Genomic DNA, 17,934 nt, shown 5'->3' on the forward strand with positions numbered 1-17,934 from the left:
TCCCCGGGAAACGATCCCAGAGAACCGCCCGCCCCGCCAGGCGGCGCCCTGTAAGGGGCCGCTGACCGAGGCGATGGGGCACGTCTGTAACGTCCCCCTGGACGAAGGAGGTGCATGTGGCGGCACTGCCCGGCCTGACCCCGGGGACGCTCCCGCCCGAGACCGCCGGGCTGCGGGCCCGGGTCCGGGAGTTCCTGGCCGAGACGCCCTTCACGGCCAGCTGCGACAGCTGGCTCACCGGCGCCGACCCCGCCTTCAGCCGCCTGCTCGGCGAGCGCGGCTGGCTGGGCATGGCGCTCCCGGAGCGCTACGGCGGGCACGGGCGCTCACCGCTGGAGCGGTTCGTGGTGATCGAGGAGCTGCTGGCCGCCGGGGCGCCGGTGGGGGCGCACTGGATCGCGGACCGGCAGACCGGCCCGTCCATCCTCGCGCACGGCACCGAGGAGCAGAAGAGGCGGTTCCTGCCGGCCATCGCGCGCGGCGAGTGCTTCTTCGCGATCGGAATGAGCGAGCCCGACTCCGGGTCCGACCTGGCGTCGGTCCGGACCCGCGCCGAGCGCGACGGGGACGGGTGGCGGCTGCACGGCACCAAGGTGTGGACGAGCGGCGCCCACCTCGCGCACGCGATCCTCGTGCTGGCCCGGAGCGCCCCCCGCTCCCAGGACCGGCACGCGGGCCTCACCCAGTTCATCGTGCCGCTGCCCGACGAGCGCGTGGCGATCAGGCCGATCCGGGGGCTGTCCGGCGAGCACCACTTCAACGAGGTCGTGCTCGACGGCGCGTTCGTGCCGGACGCGCTCGTCCTCGGCCGCCCCGGGGACGGGTGGCGGCAGGTCACCGCCGAGCTGGCCTACGAGCGCAGCGGCCCCGAACGGCTGCTGAGCACCTTCATGCTCATCCGGCTCCTGCACGGCCGCGCCGGGAGCACCGGGGCGCGGCGGGCGCTCGGCGGGCTGACCGCGCGGCTGTGGGCGCTGCGGCAGGCGTCGCTGGCGGTCGCGGGCGCGCTCGCCCGGGGCGAGACCCCCGAGCTGGCCGCGGCCCTGGTCAAGGACCTCGGGACGCGGTTCGAGCGCGAGGTCATCGCGGTGGCGCGAGACCACGCGGGCGTGGAGCCGGACCCCGGCTCCCCCGACCCGCTGGCCCGCGCGCTGGCGGAGTCGGTCGTCCAGGCGCCCGGGTTCACGCTGCGGGGCGGCACCAACGAGATCCTGCGCGGCATCGTCGCCCGCGGCCTGGGAGTGCGCTGATGGGGCTTCTGGAAGACACCGCGGACGAGATCCTCGCCGGCGGCGACCCGTGGCAGGCGCTGGAGGAGTCGGGCCTGACGCTGGCGGGAGTGCCGGAGGAGGCGGGCGGCAGCGGCGGGGACCTCGCCGACGCCGCCGCCGTCCTGCGCGCGTCCGGGTACCACGCGGCGAGCGTGCCGCTGGCCGAGACCCTGCTGGCCGGGCGGCTCCTCGCCGACGCCGGGCTGCGGGTGACCCCCGGCGTCATGACCGCCGTGTCCGGCGAGGTCGAGGCGGTCGAGGCCGGCGGCGGCCTCACCCTGAGCGGGACGTTCCGCCGGGTCCCCTGGGCTCGCTCGGCGCGGTCCCTGGTCGTCCTCGGCGGCGGCCTCGTCGCCGTCGTCGATCCCGCGCACGCGGAGATCAACGAGGGCGCGAACGTGGCGGGTGAGCCGCGCGACGAGGTCGTCCTCTCCGCCGCCCCGGCGCAGGCCGCGGCGCCGTGCGCGGTGGACGCGGCCGAGCTGCGGCGGCGCGGCGCGCTGGCGCGGGCCGTCCAGCTGACGGGGGCGATGGCCCGGGCGCTGGACCTGTCCGTCCGGTACGCGGGCGAGCGGGAGCAGTTCGGGCGGCCGATCGGGCGGTTCCAGGCCGTCCAGCAGATGCTGGCGGAGCTGGCCGGGGAGGCGACCGTGGCGGACGTCGCGGTGCGCGCGGCCGTCGCCGCCCACGGCGATCCGGTCGCGGCGGCGGCCGCCAAGGCGAACGCCTCGCGGGCCGCGGGCAGGGCGGCGGAGATCGCGCACCAGGTGCACGGCGCGCTCGGCGCCACCGAGGAGCACCCCCTGCGACGGATCACCCTGCGGCTGTGGTCATGGCGGGAGGAGTACGGGAACGAGGCCGCCTGGGCCGACGACCTCGGCGCCGCGCTCGCCGCCGCACCCGACCCGTGGGACCTCGTCACCGGGACCTGAACCTGCAGGCCGCGGCCCGTGTCGGCTACCTTACTAAGGAGTAGACAAGAGCGTTCGGAGACACCGCGTTCGGAGCGAGCGGCGTTCGGAGAGAGCAGCGTTCGGAGAGAGCATGGCGCCTTGGGACCGACTGCCCGTCCCGCCGATCAGGCTGCCCCGGGGGCTGTCATGGCCCAGAGGGCTCCCCTGGCCGGGCGGGCTGCCGTGGCCGGGCGGGCTCTCCTGGCCGGGAGGGCTGGCCCCCTACACCGTCCAGCGCGACCTGCCGGTGGCCATGCCGGACGGGGTCACGCTCCTCGCCGACCGGTACGTGCCCATCGGGGTCCGGAAGCCGCCCACCATCCTCGTCCGGACCCCCTACGGGCGGCGCGGGCCCGCCGCCCTCGCCAACGGCCTGCTGTTCGTCCCGTTCGGTTTCCAGCTGGTCGTGCAGAGCGCGCGCGGGACCTCCGGGTCCGGCGGCGAGTTCGACCCCCTCGGCAGCGAGCGCGCCGACGGGCTCGCCACCGTCGAATGGCTGAAGCGGCAGCCCTGGTTCCACGGCTCGTTCGCCACGTTCGGGCCGAGCTACCTGGGCTACGCGGCGTGGGCGATCGCGGCCGAGGCCGGGCCCGAGCTGAAGGCGATGTCCCTGCAGATCACCGCGTCCACGTTCCGGGACGCCGCCTACGTGGGCGGGTCGTTCGCCCTGGAGTCCACGCTCACCTGGACCGATCTCACGCACCGGCAGCAGCGCCCGCTCGGCATGCTGACCGCGCCGCTGACGTCGCGGCGCCGCGTCCAGCGCGCCGCCCGCTCCGGCCGGCCCCTCGCCGAGCTGGACGTGGTGGCCGGGGGCGAGCCCATGCGCTTCTACCAGGACCTGCTGGAGGGCCACGGGGCCGCGAACGGCTACTGGGACACCCGCGACTTCAGCGGCACCGTCGGGGAGGTCGCGGCGCCCGCCACCCTCCTCGGCGGCTGGTACGACGTGTTCCTGCCCTGGATGATCAAGGACTATCTGTCGCTGCGCGCCGCCGGGCGGGCGCCGTACCTCACGATCGGCCCCTGGTGGCACACCGACGCGCGCCACGGCCTGCCCGCGATCCGCGAGTCGCTCGCCTGGTTCCGCGCCCATCTCCAGGGCGACCCGTCCGGGCTGCGGCGCGACCCCGTCCGCGTCTACGTCACCGGCGCCCGCGAATGGCGGCACTACCGCGACTGGCCCCCGCCGGGCATGCGGCAGACGCGCTGGCACCTGCACGCCGGCGGCGGCCTCGGCGAGGACGGCCCGCGCGACGCCCGGCCCAGCGCCTACCGCTTCGACCCGGCCCGCCCGACGCCCGCGCTCGGCGGCCCCACCCTGCTCGGCAGCTCCCGCCCCGTCGACAACCGGCCGCTGGAGCGGCGCCCGGACGTCCTGGTCTTCACCTCGCCGCCGCTCGCCGACGACCTGGACGTCATCGGCCCGGTCGGCGCGGACCTGTTCGTCCGCTCCGACCGCGAGCACACCGACTTCGTCGTCCGGCTCTGCGACGTCTCCCCGGACGGGACGTCCCGCAACGTCTGCGAGGGCGGCCTGCGCCTGCCCGCCGCCACCGCCGTGCCCGCCGGCACCGAGGGGGTGCTCCGCCTCGTCGTCGACCTGTGGCCGACGGGCCACCGGTTCCAGCGCGGCCACCGCGTGCGCGTCCACGTCACCAGCGGCGCCCACCCCAAGGTCGCCGTCAACCCCGGCACCGGCGAGCCCATCGCCACCGCCGCGACGAGGATGGTCACCGCCCGGCAGGAGGTCTTCCACGACCCCGACCACCCGTCGGCGATCATCCTCCCCGTCGTGGAACGCTCCCCGGAGGCCGCGGCTCCCGCTCCCGACGAGGAAGCCACCTAGCGCCGCCGCCGGGGGCTCAGCTCAGCCGGGAGGCGATCGCCTTGGCGAACCTCTCCGCGCTGCCGGGCGCGTCGCGGAGGTAGAGGGCGGGTTCGGTCAGTTCGAGCTCGATGAGCATCGGGGTGCCGTCCGGGCCCGGGATCAGGTCGACGCGGGCGTAGAGGAGGTCCTCGCCGCCCGGAACGGCTGCCAGGGCGCGGGCCGCCACCTCCAGCTCGGCCTCGGTCGCCGTGGACGGGGTCACCTGCCCGCGCGTCGGATCGTCGCGCACCCAGCCCTGGACGCCCGCTCCGGCGGTGAGGATCTGCGCCTTGCGGCCGGCGTGGCTGTACTCGCCGTCGCAGAAGACCAGCGCCGTCTCGCCGACCGTGTCGACCGCCGACAGGTACGGCTGGACCATCGCCGTCCGGCCCGCCTCGCGGAGCGACCGCAGGTGGGCGCGGGCGGCGTCCTCCTCGCCCGCCCCCCAGCGGGCGGTGTCGCCCGCCCCGATCGAGACGGCCGGCTTGATCACGTACTCCGGCCAATCGGACGGGATGTCGTCCGGGTCCCACAGGGTCGGGACGACGGGGACGCCCGCGGCGGCGATGTCGCGCAGGTAGCGCTTGTCGGTGTTCCACCGCACGATCGCGGCGGAGTTGAGGACGCGGGGCAGGCTCTCCGCCCACGCCGCGAACGCGTCCCGCCTTTCGGTGTAGTCCCAGGTGGAGCGGATGACGACCAGGTCGTACCTGGACCAGTCGACGTCGGCGTCCCAGACGACGGGCTCGGCGTCCGCGCCTTCGGCGGCCAGGGCCGGGATCAGGTCCTGGACGTCGTCGCTTCCGTCGGGCAGCAGGGAACAGGTCGCGAGAGCGATGGTCATGCGGGTGTTTCCGTCCTGCGGGGGGGGTTTCTACTTCAGCGAACCTGGTTGCCGGCCTCGCGCAGCGCGGCCTTGACCTCGGAGATCTTCAGGTCCCCGAAGTGGAAGACGCTGGCGGCGAGGACGGCGTCCGCGCCCGCCTCCACGGCGGGGGCGAAATGCTCGACCGCGCCCGCGCCGCCGCTGGCGATCACCGGGACGGTGACGGCCGCCCGGACGCGGCGCAGCATCTCCAGGTCGAACCCGGTCTTGGTGCCGTCGGCGTCCATCGAGTTCAGCAGGATCTCGCCGACGCCGAGCTCCTCGCCGCGGCGGGCCCACTCGATCGCGTCGATGCCGGTCCCCTTGCGGCCGCCGTGCGTGGTGACCTCGAAGCCGGACGGCGTCCCCGCGGCGCGCCGGGCGTCCACCGACAGCACGACGCACTGCGAGCCGAACCGGTGCGCGGCCTCCCGGAGGAACTCCGGCCGCGCGATGGCCGCGGTGTTGATCGAGACCTTGTCGGCGCCCGCGCGCAGCAGCCGATCGACGTCCTCGACGGTGCGGACGCCGCCCCCGACCGTCAGCGGGATGAACACCTGCTCGGCGGTGCGCCGCACCACGTCGTAGGTGGTGGAGCGGTCGGCGCTGGACGCGGTGATGTCGAGGAACGTCAGCTCGTCGGCGCCCTCGGCGTCGTAGCGGCGGGCCAGCTCGACGGGGTCGCCCGCGTCGCGCAGGTTCTGGAAGTTGACGCCCTTGACCACGCGCCCGGCGTCGACGTCCAGGCACGGGATCACCCGCACGGCGACGGTCACTTCACGGCCTCCAGGGCCTCTTCCAGCGTGAACGCGTCCGCGTAGAGCGCCTTGCCGACGATCGCGCCCTCCACGCCGAGGGGGACGAGCCCGGCCAGCGCGCGCAGGTCGTCCAGCGACGAGACGCCGCCGGAGGCGACCACGGGCTTGTCGGTCCGCGAGCAGACCTCGCGCAGCAGCTCGGTGTTGGGGCCGCGCAGCGTCCCGTCCTTGGTGACGTCGGTGACCACGTACCGGGGGCAGCCGTCGTCCTCCAGGCGCGCGAGGACCTCCCACAGGTCGCCGCCCTCGCGGGTCCAGCCGCGCGCGGCCAGCGTGGTGCCCCGCACGTCCAGCCCCACCGCGATCCGCTCGCCGTGCGAGGCGATGATCTTGCGGCACCAGCCGGGGTCCTCCAGGGCGGCGGTGCCGATGTTCACGCGGGCGCACCCGGTGGCCAGGGCCGCCTCCAGCGACGCGTCGTCGCGGATGCCGCCGGACAGCTCGACCTTCACGTCCAGCTTCCCGGTCACCTCGGCGAGCAGCTCCCGGTTGGAGCCGCGCCCGAACGCCGCGTCGAGGTCGACCAGATGGATCCACTCCGCGCCCGCCTCCTGCCAGGCGAGCGCCGCCTCCAGCGGCGCGCCGTAGGAGGTCTCGGTGCCGGCCTCGCCCTGCACCAGCCGGACGGCCCGGCCGTCGGCGACGTCGACGGCGGGAAGGAGCGTCAGAGTCATGCGGAAACCCTATCGAGGCAGATGGGACGGGGTGCTCAGGTGGGCGGGTGCTCAGTCCAGGGTGGCGAGCCAGTTGCGCAGGAGGTGGGCGCCGGCGTCGCCGGACTTCTCCGGGTGGAACTGGGTGGCGCACAGCGGGCCGTTCTCGACGGCGGCGACGAAGCGGTCTCCGTGCTCGGCCCAGGTGACCAGGGGCGCCGGGATGGTGCCGGTCGGGTCGGACTCCAGGTCCCAGCTGCGGGCGGCGTAGGAGTGGACGAAGTAGAAGCGCTCGCCGCGCAGGCCCTCGAAGAGCGCGGAGCCTTCGGGGGCGTCGACGGTGTTCCAGCCCATGTGCGGGACGACCGGGGCGTTCAGGCGGTCGACCGTGCCGGGCCACTCGTCGCAGCCCTCGGTGGTGACGCCGTGCTCGATGCCCTTGGAGAACAGGATCTGCATGCCGACGCAGATGCCGAGAACGGGGAGCCCGCCCGCGAGGCGGCGGCCGATGATCTGGTCGCCGTGCACCGAGCGCAGCCCGGCCATGCAGGCGGCGAACGCGCCGACGCCCGGGACGACCAGGCCGTCGGCGGCGAGCGCGGCGTCCCGGTCGGCGGTGACGGTCACGTCCGCGCCGGCGCGGGCGACGGCGCGCTCGGCCGAGCGCAGGTTGCCCGAGCCGTAGTCCAGGATGACGATCTTCTTCACGGCAGGACCGTCCTCACGACCACATCACTCCCCCGGCGAACGCCAGCCCGGCCAGCACCAGCAGCAGCAGCGCGGCGATCTTGAGGCCCTGCTTCACGAAGCTGTACACGCCCGCCAGCAGGAACACCGCGATCGCGAAGATCGCCACGGTGCCGTAGGTGAGGTGCAGGTCGCCGATCTCCACGGTTACAGGGCCCCCTTGGTCGAGGGGATGCCGTGCACCTTCGGGTCGAACGCCACGGCGTCGCGGAGCGCGCGGGCGAGCGCCTTGAACTGGGCCTCGACGATGTGGTGGGCGTTGCGCCCGTAGGGGACGTGGACGTGCAGGGCGACCTGCGCGTTCGACACGAACGACTCGAGGATGTGCCGGGTCATCGTGGTGTCGTACTCGGGGCCGATCATCGGCGCCATGCCGTCCGGTTCCACGTGCACGAGGTAGGGGCGTCCGGAGACGTCCACGGTGACCTGGGCGAGGGCCTCGTCGAGCGGGATGGAGGCGTCGGCGAAGCGGCGGATGCCGGCCTTGTCGCCGAGCGCCTCGCGGAACGCCGCGCCGAGCGCGATCGCGGTGTCCTCGATGGTGTGGTGGCTGTCGATGTGCAGGTCGCCGGCGGTCTTGACGGTCAGGTCGAACGACCCGTGCTTGCCGAGCTGCGCCAGCATGTGGTCGAAGAACCCCACGCCGGTCGCGACGTCGACCTGCCCGGTGCCGTCGAGGTCGATCTCGACGAGGACCTGGGTCTCCTTGGTCCCGCGCTCGACTCGTCCCTTGCGCGTCACAGACTCTCCTCACGGTTCTCGGCGCCGCCGTCCTGTTGGGCGCGGCTCTCGGTGCCCGCTCCCCGCACCTGCCGGAGCGCGGCGCGGAAGGCGGCCATCTCCTCGGGGGTGCCGACGCTGACCCGCAGCCACTCGGGCGGCCCCACCTCCCGGATCAGCACGCCGTGCTCGAGCAGGCCCTCCCAGACGCGGCGGCGGTCCGGGAACGTCCCGAACAGGACGAAGTTGGCGTCGGAGTCGGCGACCCGGAGCCCCTCGGCGCGCAGCCAAGCGACGAGGTCGTCGCGTTCGCGGCGCAGGGCCTCGACGCCGCCGAGCAGCTCCTCGCCGTGGGCGAGGGCGGTGCGCGCGACGGCCTGGGTGACGGCCGACAGGTGGTAGGGCAGCCGGACGAGCAGCAGCGCGTCGACCACGGCGGGGTCGGCGGCCAGGTAGCCGAGCCGGGTCCCGGCCATCGCGAACGCCTTGGACATCGTCCGGGTGACGATCAGGCGCGGGTGGCCGTCCAGCAGCGTCAGCGCGGACGGGGTGCCCGCGCGGCGGAACTCGGCGTACGCCTCGTCGACCACGACCATGCCCGGCGCGGCCGCGAGGACGGCCTCGATCGCGTCGAGGGGCAGCGCCGTGCCGGTCGGGTTGTTGGGCGAGGTCAGGAACACGATGTCGGGCCGGTGCTCCTCGACCGCCGCGACGGCGCGCCCGGGTTCGAGGCCGAAGTCCTCGTCGCGGACGGCGTTCACCCAGCGGGTCCCCGAGACCTCGGTGATGATCGGGTGCATCGAGTAGGACGGCTCGAAGCCGAGCGCGGTGCGGCCCGCCCCGCCGAACGCCTGCAGGATCTGCTGGATGATCTCGTTGGAGCCGTTCGCCGCCCAGACCCGGTCGGCGGTGAGGCCGGCGCCGGGCGTGTCGGTGTTCAGGAAGGCCGCGAGGTCCTCGCGGAGCGCGACCGCGTCGCGGTCGGGGTAGCGGTTCAGCGACCCCGCGACGTCCAGGACGGCCTCGCCGAGGGCCTTCACGAGGCGCTCGGACGGCGGGTAGGGGTTCTCGTTGGTGTTCAGCGCGTACGGGACGGCCAGCTGCGGCGCGCCATAGGGCTCCCGGCCGCGCAGGTCGTCCCGCAGCGGCAGGTCGTTGAGCGAGGTCACGAAGGGATCTCCCAGTCGAAGCGGGCCTTGAGCGCGGCGCCGTGGGCGGGCAGGTCCTCGGCCTCGGCGAGCGCGACGACGCGCGCGGTGGCGTCGGCGAGGGCCTCGCGGTCGTACTCGACGACGTGGACGCCGCGCAGGAAGGACTGGACCGACAGGCCGGAGGAGTGGCAGGCGCACCCGCCGGTCGGCAGGACGTGGTTGGACCCGGCGAGGTAGTCGCCGAGCGACACCGGCGCGTGCCGTCCCACGAAGATCGCCCCGGCGTTGCGGACGCGGGCGGCGACCGCGGCGGCGTCGGCGGTGTGGATCTCCAGGTGCTCGGCGGCGTAGGCGTCCACGACCCGCAGGCCCTCGTCGACGCCGTCGACGAGGACGATGCCGGACTGCCGCCCGGCCAGCGCCTCGGTGATCCGCTCGATGTGCCTGGTCCGCGCGACCTGCGCCTTCAGCTCGGCCTCGACCTCGTCGGCGAGCCGCACCGAGTCGGTGACCAGGACGGCGGCGGCGAGCGTGTCGTGCTCGGCCTGGCTGATCAGGTCGGCGGCGACCTCCACCGGGTCGGCGGTGCCGTCGGCGAGGACCGCGATCTCCGTCGGGCCGGCCTCGGCGTCGATGCCGATCACGCCCTTGAGCAGCCGCTTGGCGGCGGCGACGTAGACGTTGCCGGGTCCGGTGACGAGGTCGGCGCGGGGGCACTCCTCGGTGCCGTAGGCGAACATCGCGATCGCCTGCGCGCCGCCCGCCGCGTACACCTCGTCGACGCCGAGCAGCGCGCACGCGGCGAGGATCGACGGGTGCGGCAGCCCGCCGAACTCCTTCTGCGCGGGCGAGGTGACGGCGAGGGAGGCGACCCCCGCCTCCTGCGCGGGCACGACGTTCATGACCACGCTCGACGGGTAGACGGCGCGGCCGCCCGGCACGTACAGGCCGACGCGCCCGACCGGGATCCACCGCTCGGTGACGGTGCCGCCGGGGACGACCTGCGTGGTGACGTCGGTGCGGCGCTGGGCCCGGTGCACGGCCCGGGCGCGGCGGATGCTCTCCTCCAGCGCGTCGCGGACGGCCGGGTCGAGGCCGGCGAGCGCCCGGTGCACGGCCTCCACCGGGACCCGGACGCGCTCCAGTTCGACCCCGTCGAACCTGCCGGTGTACTCCCGTACCGCCGCCGAGCCACGATGGCGCACGTCCTCGCAGATGGGCCGCACCTTGTCCAGGGCGGCCTCGACGTCGAGTTCGGCGCGGGGCAGCACGGAGCGCAGGTCGCCGGGAAGCGAGCCGCGCAGGTCGATACGGGAAATCACCCGCCCAGTCTACGGAGTGCCCTCGCTCCCTCGCGCACCGTCTCACGTCGCGAGACGCGGCGCGTCGCAGCCCCCACAGGGTCAGATCCGGAGGGTCCCGTCCAGAACGGTCACGGCCGTTCCGGACAGGATCACGCGATCCCCGCGCAGGACGACACGGACATACCCGCCGCGCGCGGACGCCTGGAAGCCGAGCATCTCGTCCCGGCCCAGCCGGGCGCCCCAGAACGGCGCGAGGGCGCAGTGCGCCGAGCCGGTCACCGGATCCTCCCCGTCGCCCTCCAGCGTCCGCGCGCCGAAGAAGCGGGACACGAAGTCGTGCCGCCCGCCCGGGGCGCCCTCGGCCGTCACGATCACCCCCCGCGCGTCGATCTTCCCGAGCGCGGCGATGTCGGGGGTGAGGCCGAGGACGACGGACTCGCCGTCCACCTCCACAAGCCAGTCGTTCTGCGCGTTCCGCCCGGCTCCGACGATCCTGGCGCCGAGCGCCGCGGCGAGCTCTTCCGGGGGCTCGGCGGGCTCGGCGGGCTGGGCCGGGAAGTCCATGGACAGCTCGCCCCCGGAGTCCCTGGTGACGGTCAGGACCCCGCTCCTGACGGTCTGGAACCGGATCGGGCGGTCGGGGGCGACCGCGCCCGCCTCGTAGAGGGCGTGGGCGCTCGCCAGCGTGGCGTGCCCGCACAGCGCGACCTCGACCTTCGGCGTGAACCACCGCAGTTCGAAGTCGGCCCCGGGGTTCGCCTCCCCGAGCGGCCGGAGGAACGCGGTCTCGGAGTGCCTCATCTCCGCCGCGACCCGCTGCATCCACTCCGGCGGGGCCGGCTCCTCGAGCAGGCAGACCCCGGCGGGGTTGCCGGAGAAAGGGCTGGTGGCGAAGGCGTCCACGACCAAGATCCTCATGGGATCGGACGCTACAAGGCGCCCGGCCGGCGGCGACAGTGCCAATCCACCGGAAGTGGCCCGCCGGGACGCATGCCGCGAAGACCCGGCGAATCGGGCTTCACACTCTGAAAAAAGATGCCTTACCAAGATCATCAATATCGACGTACCCTTGCGGCGAGGGCGTTTCCCGGTGGCGCCCAGGAGCGCGGAGAGAAGATGTGACCGAGCGGCTCGCCCTGTTCCCCCTCGGCACCGTGCTGTTCCCCGGCCTGGTGCTCCCCCTGCACCTGTTCGAGGACCGCTACCGCCGGCTGGTCGGCGACCTCCTCGAACAGCCCGAGCCCCGCGGCTTCGGCGTCATCGCCATCGAACTCGGCCACGAGGTCGGCGAGGGGGCGGCGCACCGCCTCGCCGAGGTCGGCTGCGTCGCCGAACTCCGCGAGGTGACGCCGCACCCGGACGGGCGGTACGACATCGTCGCCGTCGGCGCGCGGCGGTTCCGGGTGAAGGAGCTGGACCGGTCCCGGCCCTACCTGCGGGGCGAGGTCGAGTTCCTGCCCGAGGAGCCCGGCGCCGACCCCGGGCCCGCCGCGGCCCGGGTCAGGCGGCTGTTCCGGCGCTACCGGCACCGCCTGAGCGCGGCCGGCGCGGGCCCGTTGGAGGAGGTCGAGCCGCCGGACGACCCCGTCGCGCTGTCGTACGCGATCGCCGCGTCGCTCGTCCTGGACGGGCACGAGAAGCAGCGCCTGCTGGAGTGCGAGGACGCGGCGGTGCGGCTGGAGGCGGAGCGCGACCTGCTGGCCAGGGAGAACCGCATCCTGGACGTGCTCCCGATGATCCCCGCCGGGCAGTTCCTGGACGGGTCGTTCACGCCGAACTGAGCGGCCACGGCAGACTGCCCCCATGAGCACTGCCAAGGCCAAGGGCGCCAAGGGCACCCCGGCGACCGTCGCCGCGACGAAGGCCCGCGTCGACTTCACCCTGCACGCCTACGAGGTGGACCCGAACGCCGAGTCCTACGGGGAGGCCGCCGCCGACGCCCTCGGCGTCTCCCACGACCGGCTCTTCAAGACGCTGCTGGCCGAGGTCGACGGGAACCTCACCGTCGGCGTCGTCCCGGTCTCGTCGACCCTCGACCTGAAGGCGCTCGCCGCGGCCGCCGGCGGCAAGAAGGCGCGCATGGCCGACCCGCGCGACGCCGAGCGCGCCACCGGGTACGTCGTCGGCGGGATCAGCCCGCTGGGGCAACGCAGGCGGCTGCCGACGGTGGTCGACGCGTCGGCGTCAGCGCTCACGACCGTCTACGTCTCGGCCGGCCGGCGCGGACTCCAGATCGAGCTCGCCCCCGCCGACCTCGTCCGCCTCACCGGCGCCCGCGTCGCCGAGATCGCCCGCGGGTAGCCGCCGCACGACCAGTTCCAGCAGCCCGTAGGCGGCGACCGCCGGCAGCGCCCAGGACGTCAGCAGGCCCTTGGCCCGCAGGTCGGCGACGCCGGTGACGGTGGTGCCGTCGCGCCCGTGCCGGACGACGTCCTCGAAGTGCCCGAGGCCGACCAGGTTCCCGGTCTTCCAGGCGAGCACGGCCGCGGCGGCGCCGCCCACGGCCAGCCCGAGCAGCAGCGCCGAGTCGTTGTCGCGCCCGCCCGCCAGGTAGGCGACCGCGCCGCAGGCGATCCCGGCGACGGCGGCGATCAGCGCGAAGCGGGCGTCGATGGTGATCGGGCCCTGGTCCTCCGGCTGGGCGAGGAGAGCCTCACCCTGCACGACCACATACGTCACCTTGGGGGCGACCGCCGCCCAGAGCAGGCCCGCGAGCGGCCCCAGCAGCGTGACGACGGCGCTGGTGACCGCCCAGATCGCCAAGAGCCTCCCGGTGGGTCGCCGCACCTCGTACGCTCCTAGTTGCAAGTCGTCCGACAGCGAAAGCCTAGCCTGCCCAGGTCAGCCGATCGACTCTCGAAGGGTGTCCGATTCCCGCCCACGACAGCCCCGATTACTGGGATAATGTGCCCGACATGTCCGGATTCAGCCCTGCGTTCGAACGCCTCGGCGCCGCGCTGGCGGCCGTCGTCCTGCAGCAGCAGGAGACGCTCGCCGAGTTCCTGCCGCGCGAGGACTGGAGCGCCGACCTGACGGCCCGCACCTACACCAGCGGCGGCGTCACGGTCCGCGTCTCGCTGCTCGGCAGCTACGCCGCCCGCGAGCGCACCTGGCTGTGGGGCTGGGCCAACCCCCAGTTCGGCGACGCGCACCCCGCGGTCGCCCCGACCCTGGGCATCCGGACCATCGGCGAGCGGCTCGGCATCACCGAGTTCACCACCCCCGAGATCGACCTGTCCTGGTACGAGGGCCCCGCCGGGCACGGCGGCGAACTGATCGCCATGGCCGCGGGCGGCGTCCTCGGCGGCGCCGGATACATCGGCGCGGGCTACGACGGCGGCTCCGCCTACCTGCACGTGGACGACCCCCAGGCCCCGCCCGCCCAGTGGGACCCCGTCCCCCTCCCCCGCCTGGTCGCCAACGCCGCGAGCCTGTTCCCCCACGAGCCCCGCCTCACCCTGGCCGGCCTCCTGTCGCACCACCGCGTCCCCTACCGGCAGACCGACGTCCTCACCGAGGTCGCACTCCCCGGCGGCGGCACCGCCCGCGCCCACTTCGACGGCCTAGGCCGCTTCGTCGACTGGAAAGCTGAGCTTATGGCGGTTTCTTAGGGTTTTCGGGCCTTGGGGGCCCGAAAACCCTAAGAAACCGCGGTGCGATCGCTGGCATCGCTCCGACTCGCCTAACGGCTCGCTGCGCGATCAGTTTCTCGCTTCGCTCGAAACTGCCTTCGGACGCGATCGCGACTCCTGAGGTCGCCGGTGGCTGGGGTGCCGGTTGCGGTCTTCGCGCACGGTGGGTGCGGTCTTCGCGCACGGTGGGCGTGGGTGTGCCGCTCTTGGGTCGGTGCTCAGGGGCGCGCCTGTCGGAGCGGGGGCCTTCTGGGTTCGACTCAGCCCAGGCAGGAGGGGCCGAGGAGTTGTTTCAGGTCGCCCATGAGTGCGGGGGACGGGGCTACGCGGAGTTTGTCGTCTAGGCGGACAACCGTGGTGCGCGGGCCGTTCTGGACGTGCAGGTGCACCTCGGCGGTGCCGGGGTGGGTGATCAGCACCTCCTTGAGGCGCGAGACCGTGGGCGGCGTGCAGCGGCCGAGCGGCATCGTGACCGAGAACGGGCCGGTCGCGTCGGTGACGCTGAGGTCGGGCTGCGTGACCTCCATCGCGATGATCTTCGCGACGTCCTCGCGGCGGTCCAGGCGGCCCTTGACGACGAGGATGGCGTCCTCGGCGAGGAGGGTCGAGCACAGCTGGTAGGACGAGGGGAAGCACATCACCTCGATGGAGCCGCCGAGGTCCTCCAGCTGGAACATGGCCCAGGAGTTCCCCTGCTTGGTGACCTTGCGCTGGAGGCCGGAGAGCAGGCCCGCGACCACGACCACCTGGCCGTCGGGGCGCTCGCCGCCGTTCAGGACGGCGATCGTGCAGTCGGCCTCGCGTTCGAGGATGTGCTCGACGCCGAGGAGCGGATGGTCCGACACGTACAGGCCGAGCATCTCCCGCTCGAAGGCGAGCAGGGTCGTCTTGTCCCACTCCTCGCCCTCGGGGATCGCGACGGCGAACGCGTCCTCGCCGCCATCGTCCTCCAGGGCGCCGAAGAGGGAGTCCTGGCCGACGGCCTCCTTGCGCTTGATGTCGATGACCGAGTCGATCGCCTGCTCGTGCACCATCAGCAGCGCCTTGCGCTGGTGGCCGAGCTCGTCGAACGCGCCCGCCTTGATCAGCGACTCCACGACCCGCTTGTTGCACACCGGCGGCGGCACCTTGTTGAGGAAGTCGTTGAAGTCGGTGTAGGCGCCCTTCTCCCGGCGGGCCGCGACGATCCCGTCCACGACGTTCGTGCCGACGTTGCGGACGGCCGACAGCCCGAACCGGATCTCGGTGTCGCCGAGCGGGGTGAAGTCGGCCTCAGAGGTGTTGACGTCGGGCGGCAGCACCTTCAGGCCCATCCGGCGGCACTCCGACAGGTACAGGGCGCTCTTGTCCTTGTCGTCGCCGACGGAGGTGAGCACGCCCGCCATGTACTCGGCCGGGTAGTTCGCCTTGAGGTAGGCCGTCCAGTAGGAGACGAGGCCGTACGCGGCGGAGTGCGCCTTGTTGAAGGCGTAGTCGGAGAACGGGACGAGGATGTCCCAGAGGGTCTTCACGGCCTCCTTGGAGAAGCCGTTGTCGATCATGCCCTGCTCGAACCCGACGAACTGGGCGTCCAGCTCGGCCTTCTTCTTCTTGCCCATGACGCGGCGCAGCAGGTCCGCCTTGCCGAGCGTGTAGCCCGCCACCTTCTGCGCGATCGCCATGACCTGCTCCTGGTAGACGATCAGGCCGTAGGTGGTGTCGAGGATCTCCCTGAGCGGCTCCTCCAGCTCCGGGTGGATCGGGGTGATCTCCTGCTGGCCGTTCTTGCGGAGCGCGTAGTTGGTGTGGGAGTTCGCGCCCATCGGGCCCGGCCGGTACAGGGCGCCGACGGCGGAGATGTCCTCGAAGTTGTCCGGCTTCATCAGGCGGAGCAGGGAGCGCATGGGGCCGCCGTCGAACTGGAAGACGCCGAGGGTGTCGCCGCGGGCGAGCAGGTCGTAGGTCTTCTGGTCGTCCAGCGGGAGGGCGAGCAGGTCGACGTCGATGCCCTTGTTCTTCTTGATGCCCTGGAGCGCGTCGTCGATGATCGTCAGGTTGCGCAGGCCCAGGAAGTCCATCTTCAGCAGGCCGAGCGACTCGCAGGTCGGGTAGTCGAACTGCGTGATGATCGCCCCGTCGGCGTCCCGGCGCATGATCGGGATGTGGTCGGTGATCGTCTCGCCGGACATGATGACCCCGGCGGCGTGCACGCCGGTCTGGCGGATCAGGCCCTCCAGGCCCTGCGCCAGGTCCATGATCTGCTTGACGTCGGTCTCTTCCTCGTACAGCTTGCGCAGCTCGCCCGCCTCGCCGTAGCGCGGGTGCTTCTCGTCGAAGATGCCCGAGAGCGGGATGTCCTTGCCCATGACGGCGGGCGGGAACGCCTTGGAGATCCGGTCGCCGAGCGCGTACGGGAAGCCGAGGACGCGGCCCGCGTCCTTGATGGCGGCCTTCGCCTTGATGGTGCCGAAGGTGGCGATGAACGAGACCTTGTCGGCGCCCCACTTCTCGGTCGTGTACTTGATGACCTCGGCCCGCCGGTCTTCAGGGAAGTCGATGTCGATGTCGGGCATGGACGCGCGCTCGGGGTTCAGGAACCGCTCGAAGATCAGCCCGTGCGGGATCGGGTCGAGGTCGGTGATGCCCATCGCGTAGGCGATCAGCGAGCCCGCGGCGCTGCCTCGCCCCGGCCCGACCAGGATGCCGTTCTCCTTGGCCCACATGATGAAGTCGGCGACGACCAGGAAGTAGGACGGGTACCCCTTGCCGAGGATGACGCCCATCTCGTACTCGGCCTGCTCCTTGTAGCCGTCCGGGAGGCCGTCGGGGAAGCGGCGCTCCAGGCCCTTCCAGACCTCCTTGCGGAACCAGCTCTCCTCGGTCTCGCCCTCCGGGACGGGGAAGCGGGGGCTGAGGTCGCGGTACTCGAACATCCCGGCGGGGTCGACGCGCTCGGCGATCAGCAGGGTGTTCCTGCAGCCCTCGGCCCAGATGTCGGAGGAGTCGATGGCGCGCATCTCGTCGGCGGTCTTGAGGTAGTAGCCGCTGCCGTCGAACCGGAACCGGTCGGGGTCGGCGAGCTGCTTGCCCACCTGGACGCACAGCAGGGCGTCGTGGGCGGTCGCCTCGGACTCGTGGGTGTAGTGGGAGTCGTTGGTGACGACCGGCGGGATGTTCAGCTTCTTGCCGATGTCGATGAGGCCCTGCCGGACGCGGCGCTCGATGTCGAGGCCGTGGTCCATCAGCTCGAGGAAGTAGTTCTCCTTGCCGAGGATGTCCTGGAAGTTCGCGGCCGCCTTCAGCGCCTCGTCGAACTGGCCGAGCCGCAGCCGGGTCTGGATCTTGCCGGACGGGCATCCCGTGGTGGCCATCAGGCCCTCGGAGTGCTCGGCGAGCAGCTCCTCGTCCATGCGGGCGTACTTGAAGACGAAGCCCTCGGTGTAGGCGCGGCTGGAGAGCTTGAAGAGGTTGTGCAGGCCGGCCCTGTTGCGCGCCCACAGCGTCATGTGGTTGATCAGGCCGCCGCCGGAGACGTCGTCGCGCTTCTGGCTCGGCTCGCCCCACTGGACCTTCTTCTTGTGGAACCGGGACTCCGGCGCCATGTAGGCCTCGATGCCGATGATCGGGGTGACGCCGGCCGCCGTCGCCTGCTTGTGGAAGTCGTAGGCGCCGTGCATGTTGCCGTGGTCGGTCATCGCGATCGCCGGCATCTGCTGCCGGCCGACCTCCTCGAACATCTGCTTCAACCGGGCGGCTCCGTCGAGCATGGAGTACTCGGTGTGAACGTGCAGGTGAACGAAAGAGTCGGCCATGCGTGCTGCGCCTCCTGCTCGTCGCATGCGACCGCCCACGTGCGGGGCCCGCACGTGGTCGCGGCATCGGTACCGGGGGAAGACGTCGGGCCGGCGGAGCGCCGGAACGACGCGGCTCTGAGAGCCTAACCCGCATCCCGCGTCACTCGCGCCCCGACG

General features: G+C 73.1%; 17 protein-coding genes. 6 read left to right on the forward strand and 11 right to left on the reverse strand.

Features of this window, described 5'->3' with window-relative positions; genetic code table 11:
• Positions 1–116 precede the first annotated feature (116 nt).
• The 3 genes from K4S16_RS03160 (at position 117) to K4S16_RS03170 (ending at position 4,073) form a co-directional block, all read left to right on the forward strand.
• Positions 117–1,250, forward strand: a complete 1,134-nt coding sequence (locus K4S16_RS03160; protein WP_149257259.1) for an acyl-CoA dehydrogenase family protein — start codon at positions 117–119, stop codon at positions 1,248–1,250.
• Positions 1,250–2,203 (forward strand): acyl-CoA dehydrogenase family protein, encoded by a 954-nt coding sequence (locus K4S16_RS03165; protein ID WP_149257260.1) that lies wholly within the window; start codon positions 1,250–1,252, stop codon positions 2,201–2,203. The genes K4S16_RS03160 and K4S16_RS03165 overlap by 1 nt, the downstream gene beginning before the upstream one ends.
• Positions 2,204–2,315: 112 nt before the next feature.
• Positions 2,316–4,073 (forward strand): CocE/NonD family hydrolase, encoded by a 1,758-nt coding sequence (locus K4S16_RS03170; RefSeq protein WP_200841662.1) that lies wholly within the window; start codon positions 2,316–2,318, stop codon positions 4,071–4,073.
• A 16-nt stretch (positions 4,074–4,089) separates the two neighbouring features.
• Here the strand turns inward: K4S16_RS03170 and K4S16_RS03175 are convergent, their stop codons facing one another.
• The 9 genes from K4S16_RS03175 to K4S16_RS03210 all read right to left on the reverse strand — a co-directional run bounded on the left by K4S16_RS03175 (position 4,090) and on the right by K4S16_RS03210 (position 11,270).
• Entirely contained in the window at positions 4,090–4,938 is an 849-nt protein-coding gene (locus K4S16_RS03175; protein ID WP_149257261.1) for a RimK family alpha-L-glutamate ligase, read from the reverse strand.
• Positions 4,939–4,973: 35 nt separating this feature from the next.
• Entirely contained in the window at positions 4,974–5,735 is a 762-nt protein-coding gene (gene hisF / locus K4S16_RS03180; protein WP_149257262.1) for an imidazole glycerol phosphate synthase subunit HisF, read from the reverse strand.
• A complete protein-coding gene (gene priA / locus K4S16_RS03185; protein ID WP_149257263.1) occupies positions 5,732–6,451 on the reverse strand; it encodes a bifunctional 1-(5-phosphoribosyl)-5-((5-phosphoribosylamino)methylideneamino)imidazole-4-carboxamide isomerase/phosphoribosylanthranilate isomerase PriA in 720 nt (239 codons plus the stop codon). The genes hisF and priA overlap by 4 nt, the downstream gene beginning before the upstream one ends.
• Positions 6,452–6,502: 51 nt before the next feature.
• Positions 6,503–7,138, reverse strand: coding sequence for an imidazole glycerol phosphate synthase subunit HisH (gene hisH / locus K4S16_RS03190; RefSeq protein WP_149257264.1), 636 nt, complete (start codon positions 7,136–7,138; stop codon positions 6,503–6,505).
• 13 nt (positions 7,139–7,151) lie between these two features.
• Positions 7,152–7,322, reverse strand: a complete 171-nt coding sequence (locus K4S16_RS44900) for a hypothetical protein (RefSeq protein ID WP_200841663.1) — start codon at positions 7,320–7,322, stop codon at positions 7,152–7,154.
• A gap of 2 nt (positions 7,323–7,324) precedes the next feature.
• Positions 7,325–7,918 carry an imidazoleglycerol-phosphate dehydratase HisB gene (hisB, locus tag K4S16_RS03195; RefSeq protein ID WP_149257265.1) on the reverse strand — a complete coding sequence of 198 codons (594 nt, stop codon included), beginning with the start codon at positions 7,916–7,918 and terminating at the stop codon, positions 7,325–7,327.
• Positions 7,915–9,066, reverse strand: a complete 1,152-nt coding sequence (locus K4S16_RS03200) for a histidinol-phosphate transaminase (protein WP_149257266.1) — start codon at positions 9,064–9,066, stop codon at positions 7,915–7,917. Before K4S16_RS03200 ends, hisB begins: the two co-directional genes overlap by 4 nt.
• Positions 9,063–10,370, reverse strand: coding sequence for a histidinol dehydrogenase (gene hisD / locus K4S16_RS03205; protein ID WP_149257267.1), 1,308 nt, complete (start codon positions 10,368–10,370; stop codon positions 9,063–9,065). The genes K4S16_RS03200 and hisD overlap by 4 nt, the downstream gene beginning before the upstream one ends.
• 81 nt (positions 10,371–10,451) lie before the next feature.
• A complete protein-coding gene (locus K4S16_RS03210; RefSeq protein WP_149257268.1) occupies positions 10,452–11,270 on the reverse strand; it encodes a PhzF family phenazine biosynthesis protein in 819 nt (272 codons plus the stop codon).
• Between the two features lie 200 nt (positions 11,271–11,470).
• Between K4S16_RS03210 and K4S16_RS03215 the strand changes: the two genes are divergently transcribed.
• Together K4S16_RS03215 and ybaK are read left to right on the forward strand one after the other, a co-directional pair.
• The gene (locus K4S16_RS03215) at positions 11,471–12,133 is read left to right on the forward strand and encodes an LON peptidase substrate-binding domain-containing protein (protein ID WP_149257269.1); all 663 of its coding nucleotides are present in this window, start codon (positions 11,471–11,473) and stop codon (positions 12,131–12,133) included.
• 22 nt (positions 12,134–12,155) lie between these two features.
• Positions 12,156–12,653 (forward strand): Cys-tRNA(Pro) deacylase, encoded by a 498-nt coding sequence (ybaK, locus tag K4S16_RS03220; RefSeq protein WP_149257270.1) that lies wholly within the window; start codon positions 12,156–12,158, stop codon positions 12,651–12,653.
• Here the strand turns inward: ybaK and K4S16_RS03225 are convergent.
• Entirely contained in the window at positions 12,537–13,139 is a 603-nt protein-coding gene (locus tag K4S16_RS03225; protein ID WP_235036535.1) for a hypothetical protein, read from the reverse strand. The two genes, ybaK and K4S16_RS03225, sit on opposite strands and share 117 nt — an antisense overlap.
• Before the next feature lie 128 nt (positions 13,140–13,267).
• On the opposite strand from K4S16_RS03225, the gene K4S16_RS03230 reads away from it, so the two are divergent.
• A complete protein-coding gene (locus K4S16_RS03230) occupies positions 13,268–13,963 on the forward strand; it encodes a DUF6882 domain-containing protein (RefSeq protein WP_149257271.1) in 696 nt (231 codons plus the stop codon).
• Between the two features lie 281 nt (positions 13,964–14,244).
• Here the strand turns inward: K4S16_RS03230 and dnaE are convergent, their stop codons facing one another.
• Complete coding sequence (gene dnaE / locus K4S16_RS03235) at positions 14,245–17,775, reverse strand: DNA polymerase III subunit alpha (protein ID WP_149257272.1); 3,531 nt, start codon at positions 17,773–17,775, stop codon at positions 14,245–14,247.
• Positions 17,776–17,934: the final 159 nt, after the last annotated feature.

This window comes from Actinomadura sp. K4S16, from assembly GCF_008327685.1.
In the GTDB taxonomy this organism is placed as follows: domain Bacteria; phylum Actinomycetota; class Actinomycetes; order Streptosporangiales; family Streptosporangiaceae; genus Spirillospora.